The sequence below is a fragment of the Clavibacter michiganensis subsp. insidiosus genome (genome assembly GCF_002240565.1).
GTDB classification, from domain to species: Bacteria; Actinomycetota; Actinomycetes; order Actinomycetales; family Microbacteriaceae; genus Clavibacter; species Clavibacter insidiosus.
In genome coordinates, this window is sequence record NZ_MZMO01000001.1 from 127,817 (window position 1) to 145,800 (window position 17,984).

At 74.3% G+C, this 17,984-nt stretch carries 16 protein-coding genes; 4 read left to right on the forward strand and 12 right to left on the reverse strand.

Annotated features, from left to right (window positions below):
* Positions 1–77 precede the first annotated feature (77 nt).
* A complete protein-coding gene (locus B5P21_RS00720) occupies positions 78–1,040 on the reverse strand; it encodes an IS481-like element IS1122 family transposase (protein ID WP_094170647.1) in 963 nt (320 codons plus the stop codon).
* A gap of 176 nt (positions 1,041–1,216) precedes the next feature.
* On the opposite strand from B5P21_RS00720, the gene B5P21_RS00725 reads away from it, so the two are divergent.
* A complete protein-coding gene (locus B5P21_RS00725) occupies positions 1,217–2,371 on the forward strand; it encodes an acetate/propionate family kinase (RefSeq protein WP_045526105.1) in 1,155 nt (384 codons plus the stop codon).
* Positions 2,372–2,394: 23 nt separating this feature from the next.
* Here B5P21_RS00725 and B5P21_RS00730 read toward each other — a convergent pair whose 3' ends face one another.
* The gene (locus B5P21_RS00730; RefSeq protein WP_045526103.1) at positions 2,395–2,580 is read right to left on the reverse strand and encodes a hypothetical protein; all 186 of its coding nucleotides are present in this window, start codon (positions 2,578–2,580) and stop codon (positions 2,395–2,397) included.
* 146 nt (positions 2,581–2,726) lie between these two features.
* Between B5P21_RS00730 and B5P21_RS00735 the strand changes: the two genes are divergently transcribed.
* A complete protein-coding gene (locus B5P21_RS00735; protein WP_094170648.1) occupies positions 2,727–5,273 on the forward strand; it encodes a phosphoketolase family protein in 2,547 nt (848 codons plus the stop codon).
* Between the two features lie 18 nt (positions 5,274–5,291).
* Here the strand turns inward: B5P21_RS00735 and B5P21_RS00740 are convergent, their stop codons facing one another.
* The 10 genes from B5P21_RS00740 to B5P21_RS00790 form a co-directional block, all read right to left on the reverse strand.
* On the reverse strand, positions 5,292–5,954 hold the full coding sequence (locus tag B5P21_RS00740; RefSeq protein WP_045530055.1) for a response regulator transcription factor: 663 nt from the start codon (positions 5,952–5,954) through the stop codon (positions 5,292–5,294).
* Positions 5,955–5,980: 26 nt separating this feature from the next.
* Positions 5,981–7,474, reverse strand: a complete 1,494-nt coding sequence (locus B5P21_RS00745; RefSeq protein WP_094170649.1) for a sensor histidine kinase — start codon at positions 7,472–7,474, stop codon at positions 5,981–5,983.
* Between the two features lie 250 nt (positions 7,475–7,724).
* Complete coding sequence (locus tag B5P21_RS00750; RefSeq protein ID WP_045526100.1) at positions 7,725–8,168, reverse strand: hypothetical protein; 444 nt, start codon at positions 8,166–8,168, stop codon at positions 7,725–7,727.
* 270 nt (positions 8,169–8,438) lie between these two features.
* Positions 8,439–8,924, reverse strand: coding sequence for a MauE/DoxX family redox-associated membrane protein (locus B5P21_RS00760; RefSeq protein WP_094170651.1), 486 nt, complete (start codon positions 8,922–8,924; stop codon positions 8,439–8,441).
* Between the two features lie 120 nt (positions 8,925–9,044).
* Complete coding sequence (locus tag B5P21_RS00765) at positions 9,045–11,201, reverse strand: iron ABC transporter permease (RefSeq protein ID WP_045526096.1); 2,157 nt, start codon at positions 11,199–11,201, stop codon at positions 9,045–9,047.
* Between the two features lie 14 nt (positions 11,202–11,215).
* Positions 11,216–12,205 (reverse strand): iron-siderophore ABC transporter substrate-binding protein, encoded by a 990-nt coding sequence (locus B5P21_RS00770; protein WP_045526094.1) that lies wholly within the window; start codon positions 12,203–12,205, stop codon positions 11,216–11,218.
* Entirely contained in the window at positions 12,202–13,125 is a 924-nt protein-coding gene (locus B5P21_RS00775; protein WP_080939237.1) for an ABC transporter ATP-binding protein, read from the reverse strand. The genes B5P21_RS00770 and B5P21_RS00775 overlap by 4 nt, the downstream gene beginning before the upstream one ends.
* A gap of 70 nt (positions 13,126–13,195) precedes the next feature.
* The gene (locus B5P21_RS00780; protein ID WP_045526092.1) at positions 13,196–13,936 is read right to left on the reverse strand and encodes an SGNH/GDSL hydrolase family protein; all 741 of its coding nucleotides are present in this window, start codon (positions 13,934–13,936) and stop codon (positions 13,196–13,198) included.
* Positions 13,937–14,143: 207 nt separating this feature from the next.
* Positions 14,144–15,166 (reverse strand): amidohydrolase family protein, encoded by a 1,023-nt coding sequence (locus B5P21_RS00785; protein WP_052663142.1) that lies wholly within the window; start codon positions 15,164–15,166, stop codon positions 14,144–14,146.
* On the reverse strand, positions 15,163–16,218 hold the full coding sequence (locus B5P21_RS00790; protein WP_236688740.1) for a glycosyl hydrolase family 18 protein: 1,056 nt from the start codon (positions 16,216–16,218) through the stop codon (positions 15,163–15,165). Before B5P21_RS00790 ends, B5P21_RS00785 begins: the two co-directional genes overlap by 4 nt.
* Positions 16,219–16,463: 245 nt before the next feature.
* On the opposite strand from B5P21_RS00790, the gene B5P21_RS00795 reads away from it, so the two are divergent.
* Positions 16,464–16,784 carry a hypothetical protein gene (locus tag B5P21_RS00795; protein ID WP_045526089.1) on the forward strand — a complete coding sequence of 107 codons (321 nt, stop codon included), beginning with the start codon at positions 16,464–16,466 and terminating at the stop codon, positions 16,782–16,784.
* A gap of 123 nt (positions 16,785–16,907) precedes the next feature.
* Complete coding sequence (locus B5P21_RS00800) at positions 16,908–17,936, forward strand: LacI family DNA-binding transcriptional regulator (RefSeq protein WP_045526086.1); 1,029 nt, start codon at positions 16,908–16,910, stop codon at positions 17,934–17,936.
* Positions 17,937–17,984 lie beyond the last annotated feature (48 nt).

Below are 17,984 nucleotides of genomic sequence, written 5' to 3' on the forward strand. Positions count from 1 at the left end.
TGGTCCGGGCGGTGGTGCCCGGTGGATCCAGGCTCGTCGCTGCGGGCTCCCGTCGGCAGGGCCCTAGGTGTACTGAGTCATGACGTTGGTGACACTCGGGCCGCGGGCGTCAGCCCGTGGCTCGAGTGGATTCGTTCAGTGTTGTAGTGCTGGATCCACGGATCAAGGGCGTCGGTTCTGGCTTGGTTGCTGGTGAAGGGTTGCCGGTAGGCCCACTCGGTCGCGAGGGTGCGGTTGAAGCGTTCGACCTTGCCGTTCTGCCAGGGGCAGTGCGGGCGGATGAACTTCTGCCTCGCACCGAGCTGCGTGACCGCGTTCTGGAACGCGGCCGAGTGCCGGTAGGCGAACGCGTGGTCCGTCAGGACCCGTTCGATGCGGGTGATGCCGTGCTCGGCGAAGTACGCCGCGGCCCGGGTCAGGAACCCTGCCGCGGTCACGCCCTTCTCGTCCGGGTGGATCTCCGCGTAGGCGAGGCGGGTGTGGTCATCGACCACGGCGTGGACGTAATCGAACCCGATCCCACGACCACGAACCTGTTCGCTGCGGCCATGCGCCCGCCAGCCGCCGCCGTCCGGGATCCGGCCGAGCTTCTTCACGTCGACGTGGATCAGGTCGCCGGGATGCTCATGCTCGTACCGGTTTGCCGTCGACCGGGATGCCCGGATCACGGCCCCGGTGACGGGGTCCAACCATGCCAACGGCGGTGCCCCGTGCCGCCGCAGGATGCGGGAGATCGTGCGGGCTGGAACACCGGTCACCGGCGCCAACCGGGCAGGACCTGATCGCAATCGGGTCCTCGCTTCCACGACGGCTCGTTCTCGTTCCGGGCTCGTCCTCGTCGGCACCCGTCTCGGCCTCGAGGACCGGTCCGACAAGCCTTCGAAGCCCTCGGACCGGAACCGATTCACCCACCGATGCGCGCACTGACGCGACACACCGAGTTCGCGCGCGACATGCGAGACCGGCCGACGATCCTCGACCACCCGCCGCACGAGGAGAACCCTCCCGTGAACCGTCAGACGAGCATTAGCGTGGGACATCGAGGCCTCCTGGCAGTGGCAGAACTAGACAGCTCCATCAAGCCAGGAGGCCTCCTCACACGCCCCGAAGTGTCACCAACGTCATGGCCGGGTACACCTAGGTCCCGCGACGCGCGAGTGCCTCCGGGGGACGTTCGCCCCTGCCGCGCGCGCCCGCGGATCCGCAGGGTCGACCCATGCCCTCCGATCCCGCCTCCGCACCCGCCGCGTCCGTCCTCGTCCTCAACGCCGGCTCCTCCTCGCTCAAGCACCGGCTCGTGGATCCCGTCACGGGCGCCGCGCGCGCGTCCGGCACCGTGGAGCGCATCGGCGAGCCCGGCGGTGACGCGCCCGACCACGAGTCCGCCGTGCGCATCGCCCTCGATCGCGTCCAGGCCGCGCACCTGCCGCCGCCCCTCGCGGTCGGCCACCGCGTGGTGCACGGCGGATCCCTGTTCGACCGCGCCGTCGTGGTCGACGCCGACGTGGAGCGCGCCATCGACGAGCTCTCCGCCCTCGCGCCCCTGCACAACCCCGCGAACCTCGCCGGGATCCGCGCCGCCCGCGCCGTGCTGCCCGACGTGCCGCACGTCGCCGTCTTCGACACCGCGTTCCACCGCACGATCCCCGAGGCCGCCTCCACCTACGCGATCGACGCCGACCTCGCCGCGCGCTTCGGGATCCGCCGCTATGGCTTCCACGGCACCTCGCACCAATTCGTCTCGCGCGCGGCCGCCGCCTTCCTCGGGAAGCCGCTCGAGGAGACCCGCATGATCGTGCTGCACATCGGCAACGGCGCCTCCGCCTGCGCGATCGACGGCGGCCGCTCCATCGAGACCTCGATGGGCCTGACGCCGCTCGAGGGGCTCGTGATGGGCACGCGCTCGGGCGACATCGACCCGGCCGTGCTCTTCCACCTGCACCGCCAGGCGGGCCTCGGGTTCGACGAGCTGGAGGCGCTGCTCAACCGGGGCAGCGGGCTGCTCGGGCTCACCGGATCCAGCGACATGCGCGACGTGCAGGCCGCCGAGCTCGACGGCGACCCGCGCGCGGCGCTCGCGCTGGAGGTCTACCGGCACCGGATCCGCCGCTACGTCGGCGCCTACATGGCCGAGCTCGGCGGCCTCGACGCGGTGGTCTTCACCGCGGGCGTCGGCGAGCACGACTCCCTGCTGCGCCGCCGCAGCCTCGCCGGCCTCGAGCACCTCGGCATCCAGGTGGATCCCGACCGCAACGAGCTCGCCTCCACCCACGCCCGCCGCATCTCCCCGGAGGGCTCGCCCGTCGCGGTGCTGGTCGTGCCGACGGACGAGGAGTGGGAGATCGCGCGGCAGGCGGCGGAGGTCATCTGAGCTGCGCGACCTCGGCCCGCGCGCTACTCCCCCGCCCGCTCCCGCTGCGCCCGCGTGCGGTGCGTGTCGCACTCGACGTCGTGGACGCCCGGCGGGAGCGGCGCGATGAGCTCGCCGCGGCGCATCAGGCGCGCGCGGGTCTGCCGCTTGAGCAGGTCCCAGTGGGCGGTGTCCATCGTGTGGGCGGCGTGCATGGTGCGGGCGGTCATGTCGTCCTCGTGTCCTTGGTCGTGTGAGGCCAGGCAACCGCGGGCCCACGCGCGCCGACAGGGCCTTCGGTCCCGCGGTCCGGCCGACCACCGCCGCGGGACCTTCGCCCCTCCCCCGCGGCGCACCCCGAGACGAGCCTGGATCCATGACCCTCACCGCGTTCCCGGAATCCGTCACGCCCGCCGCGCCCGCCTACGCTCCCGGGGCGACGCCCACGCCCCCTTCCGCCTTCCCGCACCGCGCGCCCGCCCCGCTCGACGCCGAGGCCCTCGCCCGCCTCGAGATGTGGTGGCGCACCGCGAACTACCTCTCCGTCGGCCAGATCTACCTGCTCGACAACCCGCTGCTGCGCCGCCCGCTGACCTTCGACGACGTGAAGCCGCGCCTCCTCGGCCACTGGGGCACGACGCCCGGCCTCAACTTCATCTACGCGCACCTCAACCGCGTGATCCAGCAGCGCGACCTCGACACCGTCTACGTGATCGGCCCGGGCCACGGCGGCCCCGGCATGGTCGCGAACGCGTACCTCGACGGCACGTACACCGAGGTGTACCCGCGGATCACGCAGGACGAGGAGGGCGTGCGCCGCCTGTTCCGCCAGTTCTCGTTCCCCGGCGGGATCCCCAGCCACGTCGCCCCGGAGACCCCCGGCTCCTTCCACGAGGGCGGCGAGCTCGGCTACGCGCTCTCCCACGCCTACGGCGCCGCGTTCGACAACCCGGGGCTGCTGGTCGCCGCGGTCGTCGGCGACGGCGAGGCGGAGACAGGGCCGTTGGCCACCAGCTGGCACTCGAACAAGTTCCTCGACCCGCTGCACGACGGCGTGGTCCTGCCGATCCTCCACCTCAACGGCTGGAAGATCGCGAACCCGACCGTGCTCGCCCGCATCCCCGAGTCGGAGCTGCTGGACCTGATGCGCGGCTACGGCCACACGCCCTACGTCGTCTCGGGCGGCTTCCACGGCGAGGATCCCGCGGCCGTCCACCGCCGCATGGCCGAGACGATGGACGTGGTGCTCGAGCAGATCGCCGACATCAAGGCCGCCGCTGCCGCCGGCACGCTCGAGGGCCGCCCGGCCTGGCCGATGATCATCCTCCGCACCCCGAAGGGCTGGACCTGCCCGAAGGAGATCGACGGCCACCCGGCCGAGAACGACTGGCGCGCCCACCAGGTGCCGCTCGCCAGCGCGCGCGACACCGAGGCGCACCTCCGGATCCTCGAGGACTGGATGCGGTCGTACCGGCCCGAGGAGCTGTTCGACGAGCGCGGCGCCCCGGTCGCCCTCGCCACCGCGCTCGCTCCGGTCGGCGAGCGCCGCATGAGCGCCAACCCGGTCGCCAACGGCGGCCTCCTGAAGCGCGACCTCGACCTGCCCGACTTCCGCGACTACGCGGTCGACGTGCCGACGCCCGGCGGATCCGTGCACGAGCCCACGCGCGTGCTCGGCGACTGGCTCACCGACGTCGTCGTCCGCAACCCGCACGACTTCCGGATCTTCGGCCCCGACGAGACCGCCAGCAACCGGCTGGGCGGCGTGCTGCGCGTCACCGACAAGCAGTTCGACGGCGAGATCCGCCCCACCGACGAGCACCTCGCGCGCGCCGGCCGGGTGATGGAGATGCTCAGCGAGCACCAGTGCCAGGGCTGGCTGGAGGGCTACCTGCTCACCGGCCGCCACGGCCTCTTCACCTCGTACGAGGCGTTCATCCACATCGTCGACTCGATGCTCAACCAGCACGCGAAGTGGCTCAAGGTCTCCAAGGGGATCCCGTGGCGCCGCCCCATCGCGTCGCTCAACTACCTGCTGTCGTCGCACGTCTGGCGCCAGGACCACAACGGCCTCTCGCACCAGGACCCGGGCTTCATCGACCACGTCGTGAACAAGAAGGCCGACGTCGTGCGCGTCTACCTGCCCTTCGACGCGAACACGCTGCTCTCCACCTACGACCACTGCCTGCGCTCCGAGGACTACGTGAACGTCGTCGTCGCCGGCAAGCAGCCGAGCTTCGACTGGCTCTCGATGGACGACGCGATCGCGCACATGACCCGCGGCATCGGCATCTTCGACTGGGCCGGCACCGAGGTGGCGGGCGAGGCGCCGGACGTGATCATGGGATGCGCGGGCGACGTGCCCACGCTCGAGACGCTCGCGGCCGTGTCGATCCTCCGCGAGGAGATCCCGGGACTCAAGATCCGCGTCGTCAACGTCGTCGACCTCATGCGCCTGCAGTCCGAGGGCGAGCACCCGCACGGCCTGTCGGAGGCGGGCTACGACGCGCTGTTCCCGGCCGGGATCCCGGTGGTCTTCGCGTACCACGGCTACCCGTGGCTCATCCACCGGCTCACCTACCGCCGCGCGAACAACGCGCAGCTGCACGTGCGCGGCTACAAGGAGGAGGGATCCACGACCACGCCGTTCGACATGGTGATGCTCAACGACATGGACCGGTACCACCTGGTGATCGACGCGATCGACCGCACGCCCGGCCTCAGCCGCACGCAGGGCCCGCTCCGCCAGCGGATGGAGGACGCCCGCCTCCGCGCCCGCCAGTACACGCGCGAGCACGGCGAGGACATCCCCGAGGTCGCCGACTGGACCTGGGCCGACTCCGTCACGGGCAGCGTGCACGCGGCGAACGTGGGCGTCGGCCAGCTGTCGGTCGCGAGCTCCACGGGCGGGGACAACGAGTAGGGCTCCGCGCCCCTCGCGTCACCCGAGGTAGGCGAGCACGGCGAGGACCCGGCGGTGGTCCTCGCCCGTGTCCTCCAGGCCGAGCTTCGAGAAGATGCTCGTCACGTGCTTCTCGATCGCGCCGGTGCCGATGACCAGGGCCCGGCCGATCGCCGCGTTGGTGCGGCCCTCGGCCATGAGCGCGAGCACCTCGCGCTCGCGCGGGGTCAGCGCGCTGAGGGGGTCGCGTCGTCGGGCCATGAGCTGCGTCACCACCTCCGGGTCGAGCACGGTGCCGCCGGACGCGATGCGGCGCACGGCGTCGTCGATCTCCTCGAGCCGGGTCACCCGGTCCTTGAGCAGGTAGCCGATGCCGGCGGTGCCGCTCCGGAAGACCTCCTCGGCGTAGGCGGCCTCGACGTACTGCGAGAGCAGCAGGACGCCGATCCCCGGCACGCGCCGGCGGGCCTCGACCGTGGCGCGGATCCCCTCGTCGGAGAAGGTCGGCGGCATGCGCACGTCCATCACCACGACGTCGGGGGCGTCGTCGGCGAGCGCCGCGAGGAAGCGGGCGGCGTCGCTGTGCTGGGCGACGACGTCGATGCCCGCCTCGACGAGCACGCGCGCGAGCCCCTCCCGGAGGAGCACGGCGTCGTCGACCACGACGGCCCGGATGCGCGCTGCATCCGGGCCGTCGTCCATGGTCCCGAGCGTAGCGAGCGGGATGCTCACGCGGCGGGGTCGGGCGATGCCATGGCGCCGACGGATCCGTCGGTCGGCACGCCGACGAGCGTCACGAGCGGCACGCGCGCGGTGATCCGCGTGGGTCCGCCCTGCGGGCTGGAGATGCTCACGTCGCCGTCGAGCGCGCCGATGCGGCCGAGGAGCCCCTCGAGGCCGTGGCCCTCCTGCACGGACGCGCCGCCCTGGCCGTCGTCCGTCACCCGCGCGGCGAGCACGCGGGTGTCGTCGAAGTCGCGCATCAGCATCAGGGTGACGTCCGCCCGGGTCGCCCCGGAGTGCTTCGCGACGTTGGTGAGGAGCTCGCTGACGGTGAAGTAGACGTTGCGCTCGACCTCGGTCGGGAGCACCAGCGCCTCGGGCAGGTGGACGCGGAGCTCCACGGGCACCGGCGACCGGGAGGCGAGGGCCTCGAGGGCCGCCACCAGCCCGCGGTCGAGGAGGATCGGCGGGGCGAAGCCGCGGGACAGCGCGCGCAGCTCCTCCAGGGTGTCGTGCGCGTGCTCGGAGGCCTCGGCGATCAGCGTGCGGGCGCGCTCCGGATCCGTGTCCAGCGCGCGCTCGGCGGCGGCGAGGTCCATGCGGAGGCGCACGAGGCGCTGCTGCGGGCCGTCGTGCAGGTCGCGCTCGATCTGGCGGAGCGTCTGCCCCTCGGCCGTCACGGCGCCGGCGCGGGACTGCTCGAGCCCCTGGACGCGACGCTCCAAGACGTCCGACTTGAACCCGCCGAGGAGCGCGTGGTCGGTCCAGTAGTGGGCGAGCACGGCGCCGCGCGCCCAGAGCGGGAGCAGCACGACGGACAGGATCATCGCCGTCACGCCGAGGACGCCGGCGAGGGCGAAGGTGCGTCCCGCGTCGTAGCCGTGGTCGGTGAGCACCTGCTCGAAGCGCCAGCCGTAGCCGAGGATCGCGATCCCGCCGGCGATCGGGCCGAGGAACCCGGCGACCAGCAGGGCGCCCGCGCCGAGCGTCAGGAACGACACCAGCGGGTAGACGACGACCGCGTGCAGCAGGTGCAGCCAGTAGTGCGGGTTCGCGACGGCCGAGAGGATCCGCGTGGCGCGGTTCTTCTGCCAGCGCGGCGTCCAGTCGACCGGGCGGATCGGCCGGGGCTCGGCCCACCCGATCCGCACCCGCTCCACGGCACCGAGCCCGCGCGCCGCGAAGAGCGCGGCGAGCAGCGCGACGGCCGCGAACAGGCCCGACGCGGACCACAGGAGCGAGTCGAAGAGCTGGTAGACCACGGCGGGGAGCGCGATGTAGACGGTGGCGAGCAGCAGGGCGGTGAGCGCGAGGTACCCGAGGTCGCGCGGGAGGTGGCGCCAGGCGTCGGCGTAGAAGGAGCGGCGGCCGGCGGGCGGCGGCGTGGCGTCGTCGGCGTCCACGTTGGATCGGTCGTCGGCGTCCGCGGGTGCGGCGGGCAGGGATTCGGGTGGCACGGGCGTCGATTCGGCCTCGGTGGTGGGCGATGTCTCGTTCATGATCCCAGCCTCGCGAGGCGCCGGTGCGGCTCCCATCCTGCCCGCTCCCGGATCGGGGGTGGGGTCAGCCCCACCCCCGCGGGCGACGAGGAGATCAGGCGATCACGGTGCGGCCGAGCCGACCGGGCAACCGAGTAGGCACAGGGCAACGGTGTCGCGTGCGGAGCACGCGCTCCCCGTCCATCGAGCTCGGCACGCATTCGAGAGCATCGGCGCAACCCACCTCCGGGAGCACCTCACACTGGACGCATCAACATTCGTAGTACCACTCCTCGCAGTGCGCCGCCGAGCAGTAATTGCACCAGACGGCGACGCAGGCCATGAAGACCGGGATCTCGGGAAAAGTGAACGCACAGGGGCCGCAGCATTCGAACAGCCCTTGGAAGTCATATCGGCAACACGTGCCGATCGCGTTGCCGAGGACGGTGCAGCAGCGCGAAGCCGCGTCCGCCGCCTCTATGCTGCCCGATTCACCGGAGGCCATCATCTTGGCGTGAGCAGCCGGTACGAGGTCTCGGACGACATCGTCTGCGCCGGCCCAGAGCGTCTGCACCGCCCGGCGATTCAGATGCCCCGTTCCGAACTCCTTCGTCAGCACGAACACGGAGTGCGCGTCCAAGATCAGCGAGCACTTGCCGACCCTGTCACCGCGGGTATCGACCGAGACCGTGGCCTGCGCGACCGCTGAGGACACGACGCCCGGCGCTTACCCCTCCTGCATCGCCGCCGCCGTTGCCGCCCGATGGAGGACCGCCAGGTCATCGGCACCTGCCGTCGCAGTCGCCGCGAGCGGCTGCAGGTACCGCGGATGGTCTGACTCACGGATGGGCGTCGCCGAAACGGGTGAGGTGGACGCCGCGAATGATCCGATCTGTCCGGTCGCCGTGAGCGCGGCGGCCCCGATGAGGCCTCTCAAGAGGCCGCGTCGAGTCGACATGAGAACACCTCTCGATCTGAATGGTGATCATCTTCCGATTGCACGATACGAATGGGAGCTGATTGCGACGACGAGGAGGCACCCGCATGCCACGACGATGATCTCGCCGGAATACGCCGGCGCCGCGGATGACATCCCAGCGACCGCCAGCGAAGCGAGAACGACATTGCGGACGATGAGGATCGGTGAGACGCGATCGCTCCCCGCGCAGCCGCAATCGTTCCCGAGGCCGCGGAGCAAAGAGGATGCGATGGCGACAGTGAATGCGGCGAGCAGCAGGAGCAGGACGCACCCCGTCCCGGCGGGCCATAGCCCAGCGGCGAAGAACAAGCCGGCGACGAACTCGACGGGAGGCAGCATGGCGGCGAGGAATCTGGCTTGACGCGGTCCGACGATCTTGTAACCCATGATCTGGGACCAGAAGCGCCGAGACCGGCTCAGTTTCGCGCTGCCCGTCCAGACGAAGAATCCACCTGCGCACATGCGGGCGATGACCAGCAGCGACCCCAACATGAGTGTCCCCACAACACGGGCGTGGTCGGCGAAGAGGCCCGCGCACGAGAAGCTAGGTGATCCCCCGTCGCCGTGACGTCTTCATCCACACCATCGCGGTCGGCCGTTCGACGAACGCTCCTACCGCCCCCGGGCCGTCCGCCCGCGCCACAGCAGCCACACGAAGTACGGGGTGCCGACGAGCGCGGTGACGAGGCCGGCGCCGAGCTGGCCCGGGGCGATCACGGTGCGGCCGAGCAGGTCGGCGAGGGTCACGAGGGCGGCGCCCAGCAGGATCGCGGCGGGCACGACGCGCGCGTGACGGGATCCGACGAGCGCCCGGGCCGCGTGCGGCGCGACCAGGCCGACGAAGCCGATCACGCCGACCGCCGCGACCGCCGTCGCCGTGAGCACCACCGCGACCGAGAGCGCGAGAAGGCGCGCGCGGCCGAGCGAGACGCCGAGGAGGCGCGGGGTGTCGTCGTCGAGGGCGACGAGGTCCAGCATCCGGTGCCGCGGGGCCGCGACCGCCACCGCGAGCACGAGGGCGACCAGCACCGGCAGGGCGTCGTCGACGCCGCGGCCGTACGTGGATCCGGAGAGCCACGTGAGCGCCTTCGCCCCGTTGAACGGGTCGGTGAGCACGATGATCATGCTGATGGCCGCGGCCGTGCCCGCCGAGACGCCGACGCCGATCAGCACCAGCCGGTTCTGCGGGAAGCCGCCGCGCGCCGCGAGGCCGAACACGACGGCCGCCGCGGCGAGCGCCCCGAGCCCGGCCGCGCCCGCGATCCCCCAGCCGGACGCGAGCGGCGCGGTGGTCACGAACAGCACGGCGCCGAGGCCCGCGCCGCCGGAGACGCCGAGGATCGCGGGATCCGCGAGCGGGTTCCGGGTCACGGCCTGCACGAGCACGCCCGCGAGCGCGAGCGCGGCGCCCGCGAGCACGGCGGCGAGCACGCGGGGCACGCGGGTGTCGAGCACGTAGCTGACGACGGGGCCGGCGGTGCCGCGGATCCCGTTGACGACGTCGCCGAGGAGCAGCTTCGCGTCGCCGAGGAGCACGGCGGCGATCAGCAGCCCGACGAGCACGGCGACCAGCGCGCCGACCACGAGCGCGGCGCGACGGCGGGTGATCACGCCGTGCCGCTCGGTGGGCGCGGGCGTCGCGCTGTCACGGGTGCGCACGGCGAGCACCACGAGCACGATCGCGCCGATGAGGGAGGTGACGAGCCCAGTCGGCACGGCGACCGACGCCTCGGCGCCGACGACCGCGCGCAGCAGCACGTCGGCGAGCAGCACGACGGCCGCGCCCATGAGCCCGGCGACGGGGAGGAAGACCCACGAGCGGCGGACGCCCGGCACGAGGCGGCGCAGCGGCCGCACGAACGCGGGCGCGTACAGGCCGACGAAGCCGATGGGCCCGGCGACCGTCACGGCCGCGGCGGCGAGCAGCACCGAGGCGAGCACGGCGATCACGCGGGTCGCCCGCACGTCGACGCCGAGGCTGCGCGCGGCGTCGTCGCCGAGCCCGAGCGCGTCGAGCCGGCGGGTGAGGAGGAGCAGGATCCCGAGCGCGACCACCACGACGGGCGCCATCTGCGCGACCGCGTCGAAGCCGTTCTGGCCGATGCCGCCCTGGCCCCAGCGGTAGAGGCCGGAGGTCTGCTGCGGGAAGAGGAGGAGGAGCGCGCTGGTGACGGATCCGAGGCCGAGCGCGAGCGCGCTGCCCGCGAGCACGAGCCGCACGGTGCCGGATCCGAGGCCCGAGACCGCGAGCACGATCGCCGCCGCGACGAGCCCGCCCACGAACGCGACGCCCGCGCCCGCGAGCACCGGCAGCGTGAGCCCGGTGACCGCCGCGACCGCGAGGGCCGCGTAGGCGCCCGCGTTCACGGCGAGGGTGTCGGGCGAGGCGAGCACGTTGCGGCTCACCGTCTGGAGGGCGGCGCCGGCCGCGCCGAGGGCGAGCCCCACGAGGATCCCCGCGGCCATGCGCGGCAGCCGCGACGCGACCACGACGGACGCGTCGCCCGGCGTCGCGCGCCCGGTGAGCGCCTGCCACACCTCGCGCGGGCCGACCGCGGCGGTGCCCTGGGTGACGTCGATCACCGCGAGCACCACCACGACTAGCGCGAGGAGGGCGACGACCGCGACCGCCCGCACCGGGATCCGGCCGGCCCCGTCGGCGCGCGCGACGGCGGCGCGCGACGGGACGGGATCCGGGGTCGCCGCCGGCGCGACGGACGCGGGAGGCGCGTCGGCCGGCGGAGGCGCGGTGCGGACGGGAGCGGTCATCGGGAGGGCGCGGGTCAGCCGGCGAGCAGGTCGGACACGGCCTTCGCGTACGCCGTCATCGACGCCGGGCCGCCGAACGCCCAGATGCCGTCGGGCATGCGGTGCACGTCGCCCGCCGTCACGAACGGCAGCGACTGCCACACGGCGTTGCCCGCGAGCGTCGTGGCGAACGGGTCGTCGCCCTGCGTGGAGTTGGAGTTGTAGAGGAACTGCACGTCGCCGACGGTCGTGAGGCCCTCGACGTCGGTGGATCCGAGGCCGTAGGCGGGGTCGACCTCGCCCGTCCACGCGTTCTCGAGGCCGAGCTCGGTGGTCACGTCGCCGATGAGCGAGCCGTTCCCGAACGGGCGGATGGTGACCGCGCCGGCGTCCACGTACGCGTCCGCGAACAGGAACTTGGATCCCGCCAGCCCGGCCGCGTCGAGCTTCGCCTTGGCGTCCGTGACGGCCTGGTCGTATGCGCCGATGACCTCCGTGGCCTTGTCCTCGGTGCCCGTCGCCTTCGCGATGAGCTCGAGGTTGTCCTCGCTCTGCTGGATCTGCTTGCTCCCGTCGGCCGAGTTGACCTGCAGCACCGGCGCGATGGCCTTCAGCTGCGTGATCGCGTCGGCCGGCAGGTCGGTGGTCGCGACGATGAGGTCGGGCGCGAGCGACGCGATGGTCTCCACGCTCGGCTCGCCGCGCGTGCCGATGTCGGCGGGCTCGTTCACGAGCGGCACGGCCGACGACCAGGCGCTGTAGCCCGCGACGTCGGCGACGCCCACGGGATCCACGCCCAGCGACACGAGGTTCTCCACGACGTTCCACTCCGTGCCGACGACCTTCGTCGCGGGCCCGTCGAGCGTGACCTCCGCGCCGGTGCCGTCAGTGAGCGTGATCTGCTCGCCGCTCGGGGTGGCTCCGGCGCCCGTGGTTGCCTCCTCGGTGGTGCCGCATGCGGTCAGCGTGAGCGCTGTCGCGGCGGCGAGGGCGGTCATCGCCAGGGTTCGTCGTCTCGTGATCACGGGTGGAGCCTCTCGTTCCTGTGGTGGTGGCGGGCGACCGCGCGGGTGCGCAGGCTGCCCGTCGTCGGGTCCGCGTGGACCTCGACGGGGATGCCGTAGACCTCCGTGAGGAGGTCGGGGGTCAGCACCTCGGATGGGGTGCCGGTCTTGACGATCCGGCCGTCGCTGAGCAGCGCGACGGTGTCGGCGAGCGCGGCGGCCTGATCGAGGTCGTGGAGGACGACGCCGACGGCGATGCGTCCGTCGTCGGCGAGGTCGCGCACCAGGTCGAGGAGCTCGACCTGGTAGCGGAGGTCGAGGTACGTGGTGGGCTCGTCGAGGAGGAGCACGCCCGTCTCCTGCGCGAGGCAGCTCGCGAGCCAGACGCGCTGGAGCTGTCCTCCGGAGAGCTGGTCGACGCCGCGGTCGGCGAGGGCGTCGAGGCCCGTGAGGTCGAGCGCGCGGTCCACGGCGGCGCGGCCGTCGGGATCCGCCCCGCCGAACCGCCCGCGGTGCGGGTAGCGGCCGAACTCGACGACGTCGCGGACGCTGAGGCCGCCGGGCGTCGGACGGCCCTGCGTGAGGAGCGCGACGCGGCGGGCGAAGCGGCGGAGGGAGAGGTCGAGGGCGTCGGACTCGCGGCCGGCGCCGGCGCCCGTGCCGGTCTCGGCGCCCTCCTCGCGCAGCACGAGCGACCCGGAGCGCGCCGCCTGCAGCCGCGCCATCGTGCGCAGCAGCGTCGACTTCCCGCTGCCGTTCGGGCCGACGAGCGCGGTGACGCAGCCCGGCCGGATCTCGAGCCCCGCGCCGTGCACGACCTCCGTGTCGCCGTACGCGACCGTGATGTCGCGGGCCTCGAGGGCGGAGGCGGCGGGTGACGCGGGCGACGGATCCGGGTCCGCGGCGCGCGCGATCGGGGCGGTCGATGCGGGGAGGGTCACGCAGGTGAGGTTAGCCTAACCTCATCATCCGCGACAAGCCGGGCGGGGATCCCGCCGTCGCCGCTGGAGCTCAAGCCCGCGCGTCGGCGAGCGCCTCCGAGAGGTGCGCGCCCCACGAGCGGTAGGTGCGCTGGTAGCGGCTCTCCTCCGACTCCGGCCGCCACAGCGCGCGCGTGAGCTCCTCGGGGAATGGGACGGCGCGCGTGCACGGGAGGCCGTCGATCACGTCGCGCGTGTGCCGGTTCAGGGCCTGCGCGTGGACGCCGGCGGCGAGGCGCGCCGGCCGCGAGAGGCTGCCGGCGTTGTCGAGCGGCGGGATGTCGGCCACGAGGATCCACGCGTCCCGCGGCAGGTGCGCCCGCAGCGCGTCGATCGCGACCCGCATCTGCCGCCGCCACGCGCGGACGGAGGTGACGCGCAGCACGTCGGTGATCCCGGCGAGGATCACCACCGCGTCCGCCCGCGCGAGGTCGCCCTCGACGCGCGCGATGACGGCGGGCGCCTCGCGGAGGCGCGACCCCGGCAGCGGAGCGATGGACCACGCGACCCCGCGCCCGGTGCGCGTCGCGTGGTGCCGCGCGAGGAACGCGGGGAGGGCGATCTGATGGGTGCGCACGCCGAGGCTGATCATGCCGGTCTCGCCGACGACCGCGATCCGGTCGGGGTCCGGGCCCTCGACGATGCCGTGCGCGGCGTCGTCCGGGAGGATGTCGCCGGACGCGTCGGACCGGCGGTAGAGGAACTCCCCCACGCGGGCGGCGATGCCGGGGAGGGCGATGACGTGCAGGAGGGGGGCGAGGAGACGGCGCATGGGGGTCCTGGGGCAGCGGGCGGATCCGGCGCGGGCTGCGTCCGGGCGCCGGCCGGCGGCGGCCCGCGCGGAGCGGCGGGACGGTCACGGAGAGCGCGCTCTCCGTCGTGCGCGCGGGGCGGTGCTCCGCGCATCCCGGGGTCCAGGGGATGCTCCAGCCTAGGCGCGTGCGCGGGGCGGGTGCCGGGGCGTGCGCCTGACGGTCGCTCAGCGGAGGTCGGCGGGCCCCAGCCGGTGCGCCCCGCGCAGCCACGCGACCAGCTGCGACGCGGTGGCGTCTTCGGACGACGGCAGCGGATCCGCGCTCGCCAGCGCGTGCGCGATGCCGCCGGGCGCGCTGCCCAGCACGGCGTCGAGCAGCGCCGGGCCCCGCAGCCCGATCTCGCCGAGCAGCTCGACCTCCCGCGCGTTCAGGCCCACCGGGAGGTCGCCGTTGCCGAGATCCGTGCCGTACGCGACCCGGCCGCCGAGCGCGCGGTAGCGGCGGGCGTTGTCGAGGGCCGTCGCGAGGTCGGCGCCCTCGTGGATCGCCAGGGTCGAGATCCAGAGCACGTCCCGCGCGGCGGACGCCCGCAGCGTGGCGTCGTCGAGCCGCTCGGTCCACGGCACGTGCACGAGCACGTCGGCGCCCGCCCGGATCGCGCGCGCCGCCTGCCCCGCGCCCTCCGCGTGCACGGCGGCGGGGAGCCCGGCGTCGTGCGCGGCGTGGACCAGCGCGGCCAGCACGTCATCCGCGAGGAGCGGACCGCCGTCGTGCAGCACGATCTTCACCGCGCCGGATCCGCCCGCCCGGGCCTCCGCGATGGCCGCTCGCGCATCCTCGGCGCGCGCCACCTCGCGCACCGCGGCCTCCGGCGCCCACGCGCGGTCCGACGGGTAACCCCCTGGGGCGGTGTGGAACGGACCGGCGTAGCGGACGTCCACGCCGCCCGGCGGACGGGCAGCGATGCGGGCGATCTCCGCCGGGTCCCATCCGAGGTCGACCACCGCCGTGACGGACGATCCGGCCAGCGCCGCGTGCTCCACGAGCCCGAGGTGCACGTGCCGGTCGACCACGCCGTCGCTGATCGCCAGGTCGAGCCGCCCGAGCACCGCGCCGGCCGCATCGGCCAGGTCGGCGAGCGCCACGCGCCCGCCGTCGATGCGCACGGCGACCTCCCGGTGGATCCGGTCGAGCCGCAGCTCCCGCACGCGCCAGACGCCGTCGGGCGAGGCACCACCGCCCGTCATCGCGTCAGCGGATCCGACAGCCCGAGCGACCATACGGCCACCCCGCCGAGCCCGAGCTGCCGGGCGATCGCCACGCGCGCGTCGTACGAGCGCGCATCCGACCACCACACCACCGTGCCGTCGCGCAGGGTCGCGCGCCACTCCTGCTGCGGGACGCTCCAGACGGCCGTGCGCCTCTCGGACGCCACGAGATCGCGCGCCGCCTGGTCGGAGAGCTGCCGCCCCTCGCCCGTGCGCGGCCAGGTGTAGCCGTAGCCCGCGATGCCGAGCTGGATCCGCGCGGTCGGCACCGCCGCGAGCAGCGGCTTCAGCGCCGCCTTCACCCACGGCATCCCGCCGACGGGCCCCGCGGCGGACCACGTGGGCCCGTGCTGGTCGTACGCCATGAGCACGACGTGGTCGGCGGCCCGGCCGAGCGCCGGGAGGTCGTAGCCGAGCGGGCGGTAGTCGCCCGAGGTGGCCATGAGGCAGACGGAGACGCTCCGCCCGGACCCGAGGGCCACCTTCAGCCCCGACACGAGCCGGGTGAGGCCGGCCGGATGCGCGCCCGAGAGGCTCTCGAGGTCGACCGTGACGCCGTCCCAGCCGCGCTTCCGGACCTCGGCGGCGAGCTGCGCGACCACGCGGTCGACGTTCGCCGGGGATCCCAGCAGCGCGTCGGCGATGCCCGGCGAGAAGTCGCCGAGCGCCTCGTCGTAGTTGCCGACGAGCAGCTCGACCCGCTCGCCGCGCGCGTGCGCCTGACGGAGCAGCGCGAGCGCCTCGGGCGACGGGGAGGCGACGCTCCGGCCATCCGACGTGACGTTCACCCCGTCGACCACCACCGGGGTGAGGGCGGCGGCGCTCGCGTCGAGGCGCGACACCGGGGTGGATCCGCCCTCCGCGTACCCGACGACCTCGAACGGCGTCGTCGCGGCGGCGGGCAGGGATCCGACGACGACGGCCAGCACGGCGGCCGCTCCCACCGCCACCCCGACGAGGCGGCGCGCCCGTCGGCGCGGGCGCGGAGGGCGGGCCGGGCGCGCCGGACGGGTCGAGCGGGGCGGGATCATGGGCCGAGCGTAGGGCGCGACGACGCCCGGACCCGGGCGGCGCGGCCGTCCCGTCGACCCCCCCGTCCGCGCCGCGCATGTGCAGGAGCAGCGTCACCGGATCCGCACGGCCCGTAGCCTCGTGCCCCTCCCGTCCGCGCCCCACCCCGAGGTCCCATGCCGCACGCACCGCACCCGCGCACGCCGTCCGGCGTCCGCCCGGCGCGCCTCGGCCGTCGGCGTCGCCTCGCCCCGGGAGCCCGCGCGTGCTGAGCAGCCCCGATCGCGACGACGACCTCCTTCAGGAGCGCCTCCGCGCGCTGCACGACGTGTGGCCCGGGGATCCGGCCGACGACGACCCGCTCCGCGCGACCCGCCGCGCGACGGCCGCCGCGGGCGCCGGGCGGGTCCCCGTGCCGCGGCCCTCCGACCTCCTCCGCCTGGCGTGCCGCGCGGTCCTCCGCCGCCTCGGCGCCAGCGCGGCCGGCCTGCCCCTGCCGCCCTCCGCGGATCCCGCGCCCGACGCGCCCCACGTGCCGGACACGGCTCCGCAGTCCCCCGCGGACCCGCCGCCCGCGCACCCCTGACCCTCCCCACGCGCCGTCCCCGAATCGCTACCGTGGACCCGTGCCCACCGCCGCCGCCCCGCACCCCGCGCCGATCGCCCTCCCCGCCGCCGAGACCGGGCTGCCCACCCCGCTGATCCGCGCATGAGCCGGCCCGGCGCCGCCCCCACCATCCACGACGTGGCCGCGCGCGCGGGCGTCTCCAAGTCGGTCGTCTCGCGCGCGCTCTCCGGCGCGCCGGGCGTGGCACCCGCCACGCAGCAGACGGTCCGCGACGCCGCCGCGGCGCTCGGCTATGTCGCCAACGCCCACGCGCGCGGGATGTCCGCGCACCGCACCCACACGCTCGGCGTCCTCGTGCGCGACGCGTCCACGCCCTTCTACGGGCACCTGCTCACCGCGCTCCAGCAGCGGGCGTCGGAGCGCGGGTACCGGGTCGTGACGACGACGGGGTTCGGCGCGTTCGACATCGAGGAGGAGCGCAAGGCCCTCGAGACGCTCGTCTCGCTGCAGGTCGAGGGGCTCGTCGTGTGCAGCGGCGCGCTCCCGGTCGCCGACATCCTGCCGTCCGCGCGGCGGATCCCCACGGTCGTCGCCGGCCGCCCCGAGGTGGACGCGTCGCTCAGCAGCGTCTACTGCGACGAGCGCACGGGCGGCCGCGGCCTCGTCGACCACGTCGCGTCGCTCGGCCACCGTCGCATCGCCGTCGTCACGCTCGCGCCCGCCCTGTCCCTCACGATCTCCGCCCGCACCTTCGCGATGCTCGACCGCCTCCGCGAGCTCGGCCTCGACGTCCTGCACGTGCGCGGCGAGGAGCACGCGGGCGGCCACATCGACGGCGCCGACGCCGTCGCGCAGGCGATCGTCGACGCGGGCGGCGTGACCGCGGTCATGGCCCCGAGCGACGTCTGGGCCCTCGCGATCCTCGACGGCCTCGGCCGCCGCGGCGTCACCGCCCCGGCGGACGTCTCCATCACCGGCTACGACGGGCTGCCGCCCTTCACGAGCGACCTCCTCGGCTTCACCACCTGGCGCCAGCCGATCCCCGTCATCGGCGCCCTGGCCGTCGACGCCGTGGTCGACCGCATCGACGGCACCGTCACGGGCACGTGCCACATCGCGGTCGACGGCGCGCTGATCCCGGGCCGCACGGCCGTCCCCCTGCGCGCCTGACGCGCCCAGCGCGGGCACCCGGAGCGCGCCGCGCGAGCCCCCCGGAGC

What these genes read in the sequence shown, in the direction of transcription:
- B5P21_RS00735 (WP_094170648.1), top strand. Translation starts at nt 2,727, where the DNA reads ATGACCCTCACCGCGTTCCCGGAATCCGTCACGCCCGCCGCGCCCGCC.
- B5P21_RS00790 (WP_236688740.1), bottom strand. Translation starts at nt 16,218, where the DNA reads ATGATCCCGCCCCGCTCGACCCGTCCGGCGCGCCCGGCCCGCCCTCCG.
- B5P21_RS00800 (WP_045526086.1), top strand. Translation starts at nt 16,908, where the DNA reads ATGAGCCGGCCCGGCGCCGCCCCCACCATCCACGACGTGGCCGCGCGC.
- B5P21_RS00725 (WP_045526105.1), top strand. Translation starts at nt 1,217, where the DNA reads ATGCCCTCCGATCCCGCCTCCGCACCCGCCGCGTCCGTCCTCGTCCTC.
- B5P21_RS00760 (WP_094170651.1), bottom strand. Translation starts at nt 8,924, where the DNA reads ATGTTGGGGTCGCTGCTGGTCATCGCCCGCATGTGCGCAGGTGGATTC.
- B5P21_RS00730 (WP_045526103.1), bottom strand. Translation starts at nt 2,580, where the DNA reads ATGACCGCCCGCACCATGCACGCCGCCCACACGATGGACACCGCCCAC.
- B5P21_RS00740 (WP_045530055.1), bottom strand. Translation starts at nt 5,954, where the DNA reads ATGGACGACGGCCCGGATGCAGCGCGCATCCGGGCCGTCGTGGTCGAC.
- B5P21_RS00745 (WP_094170649.1), bottom strand. Translation starts at nt 7,474, where the DNA reads ATGAACGAGACATCGCCCACCACCGAGGCCGAATCGACGCCCGTGCCA.
- B5P21_RS00765 (WP_045526096.1), bottom strand. Translation starts at nt 11,201, where the DNA reads ATGACCGCTCCCGTCCGCACCGCGCCTCCGCCGGCCGACGCGCCTCCC.
- B5P21_RS00785 (WP_052663142.1), bottom strand. Translation starts at nt 15,166, where the DNA reads ATGACGGGCGGTGGTGCCTCGCCCGACGGCGTCTGGCGCGTGCGGGAG.
- B5P21_RS00720 (WP_094170647.1), bottom strand. Translation starts at nt 1,040, where the DNA reads ATGTCCCACGCTAATGCTCGTCTGACGGTTCACGGGAGGGTTCTCCTC.
- B5P21_RS00780 (WP_045526092.1), bottom strand. Translation starts at nt 13,936, where the DNA reads ATGCGCCGTCTCCTCGCCCCCCTCCTGCACGTCATCGCCCTCCCCGGC.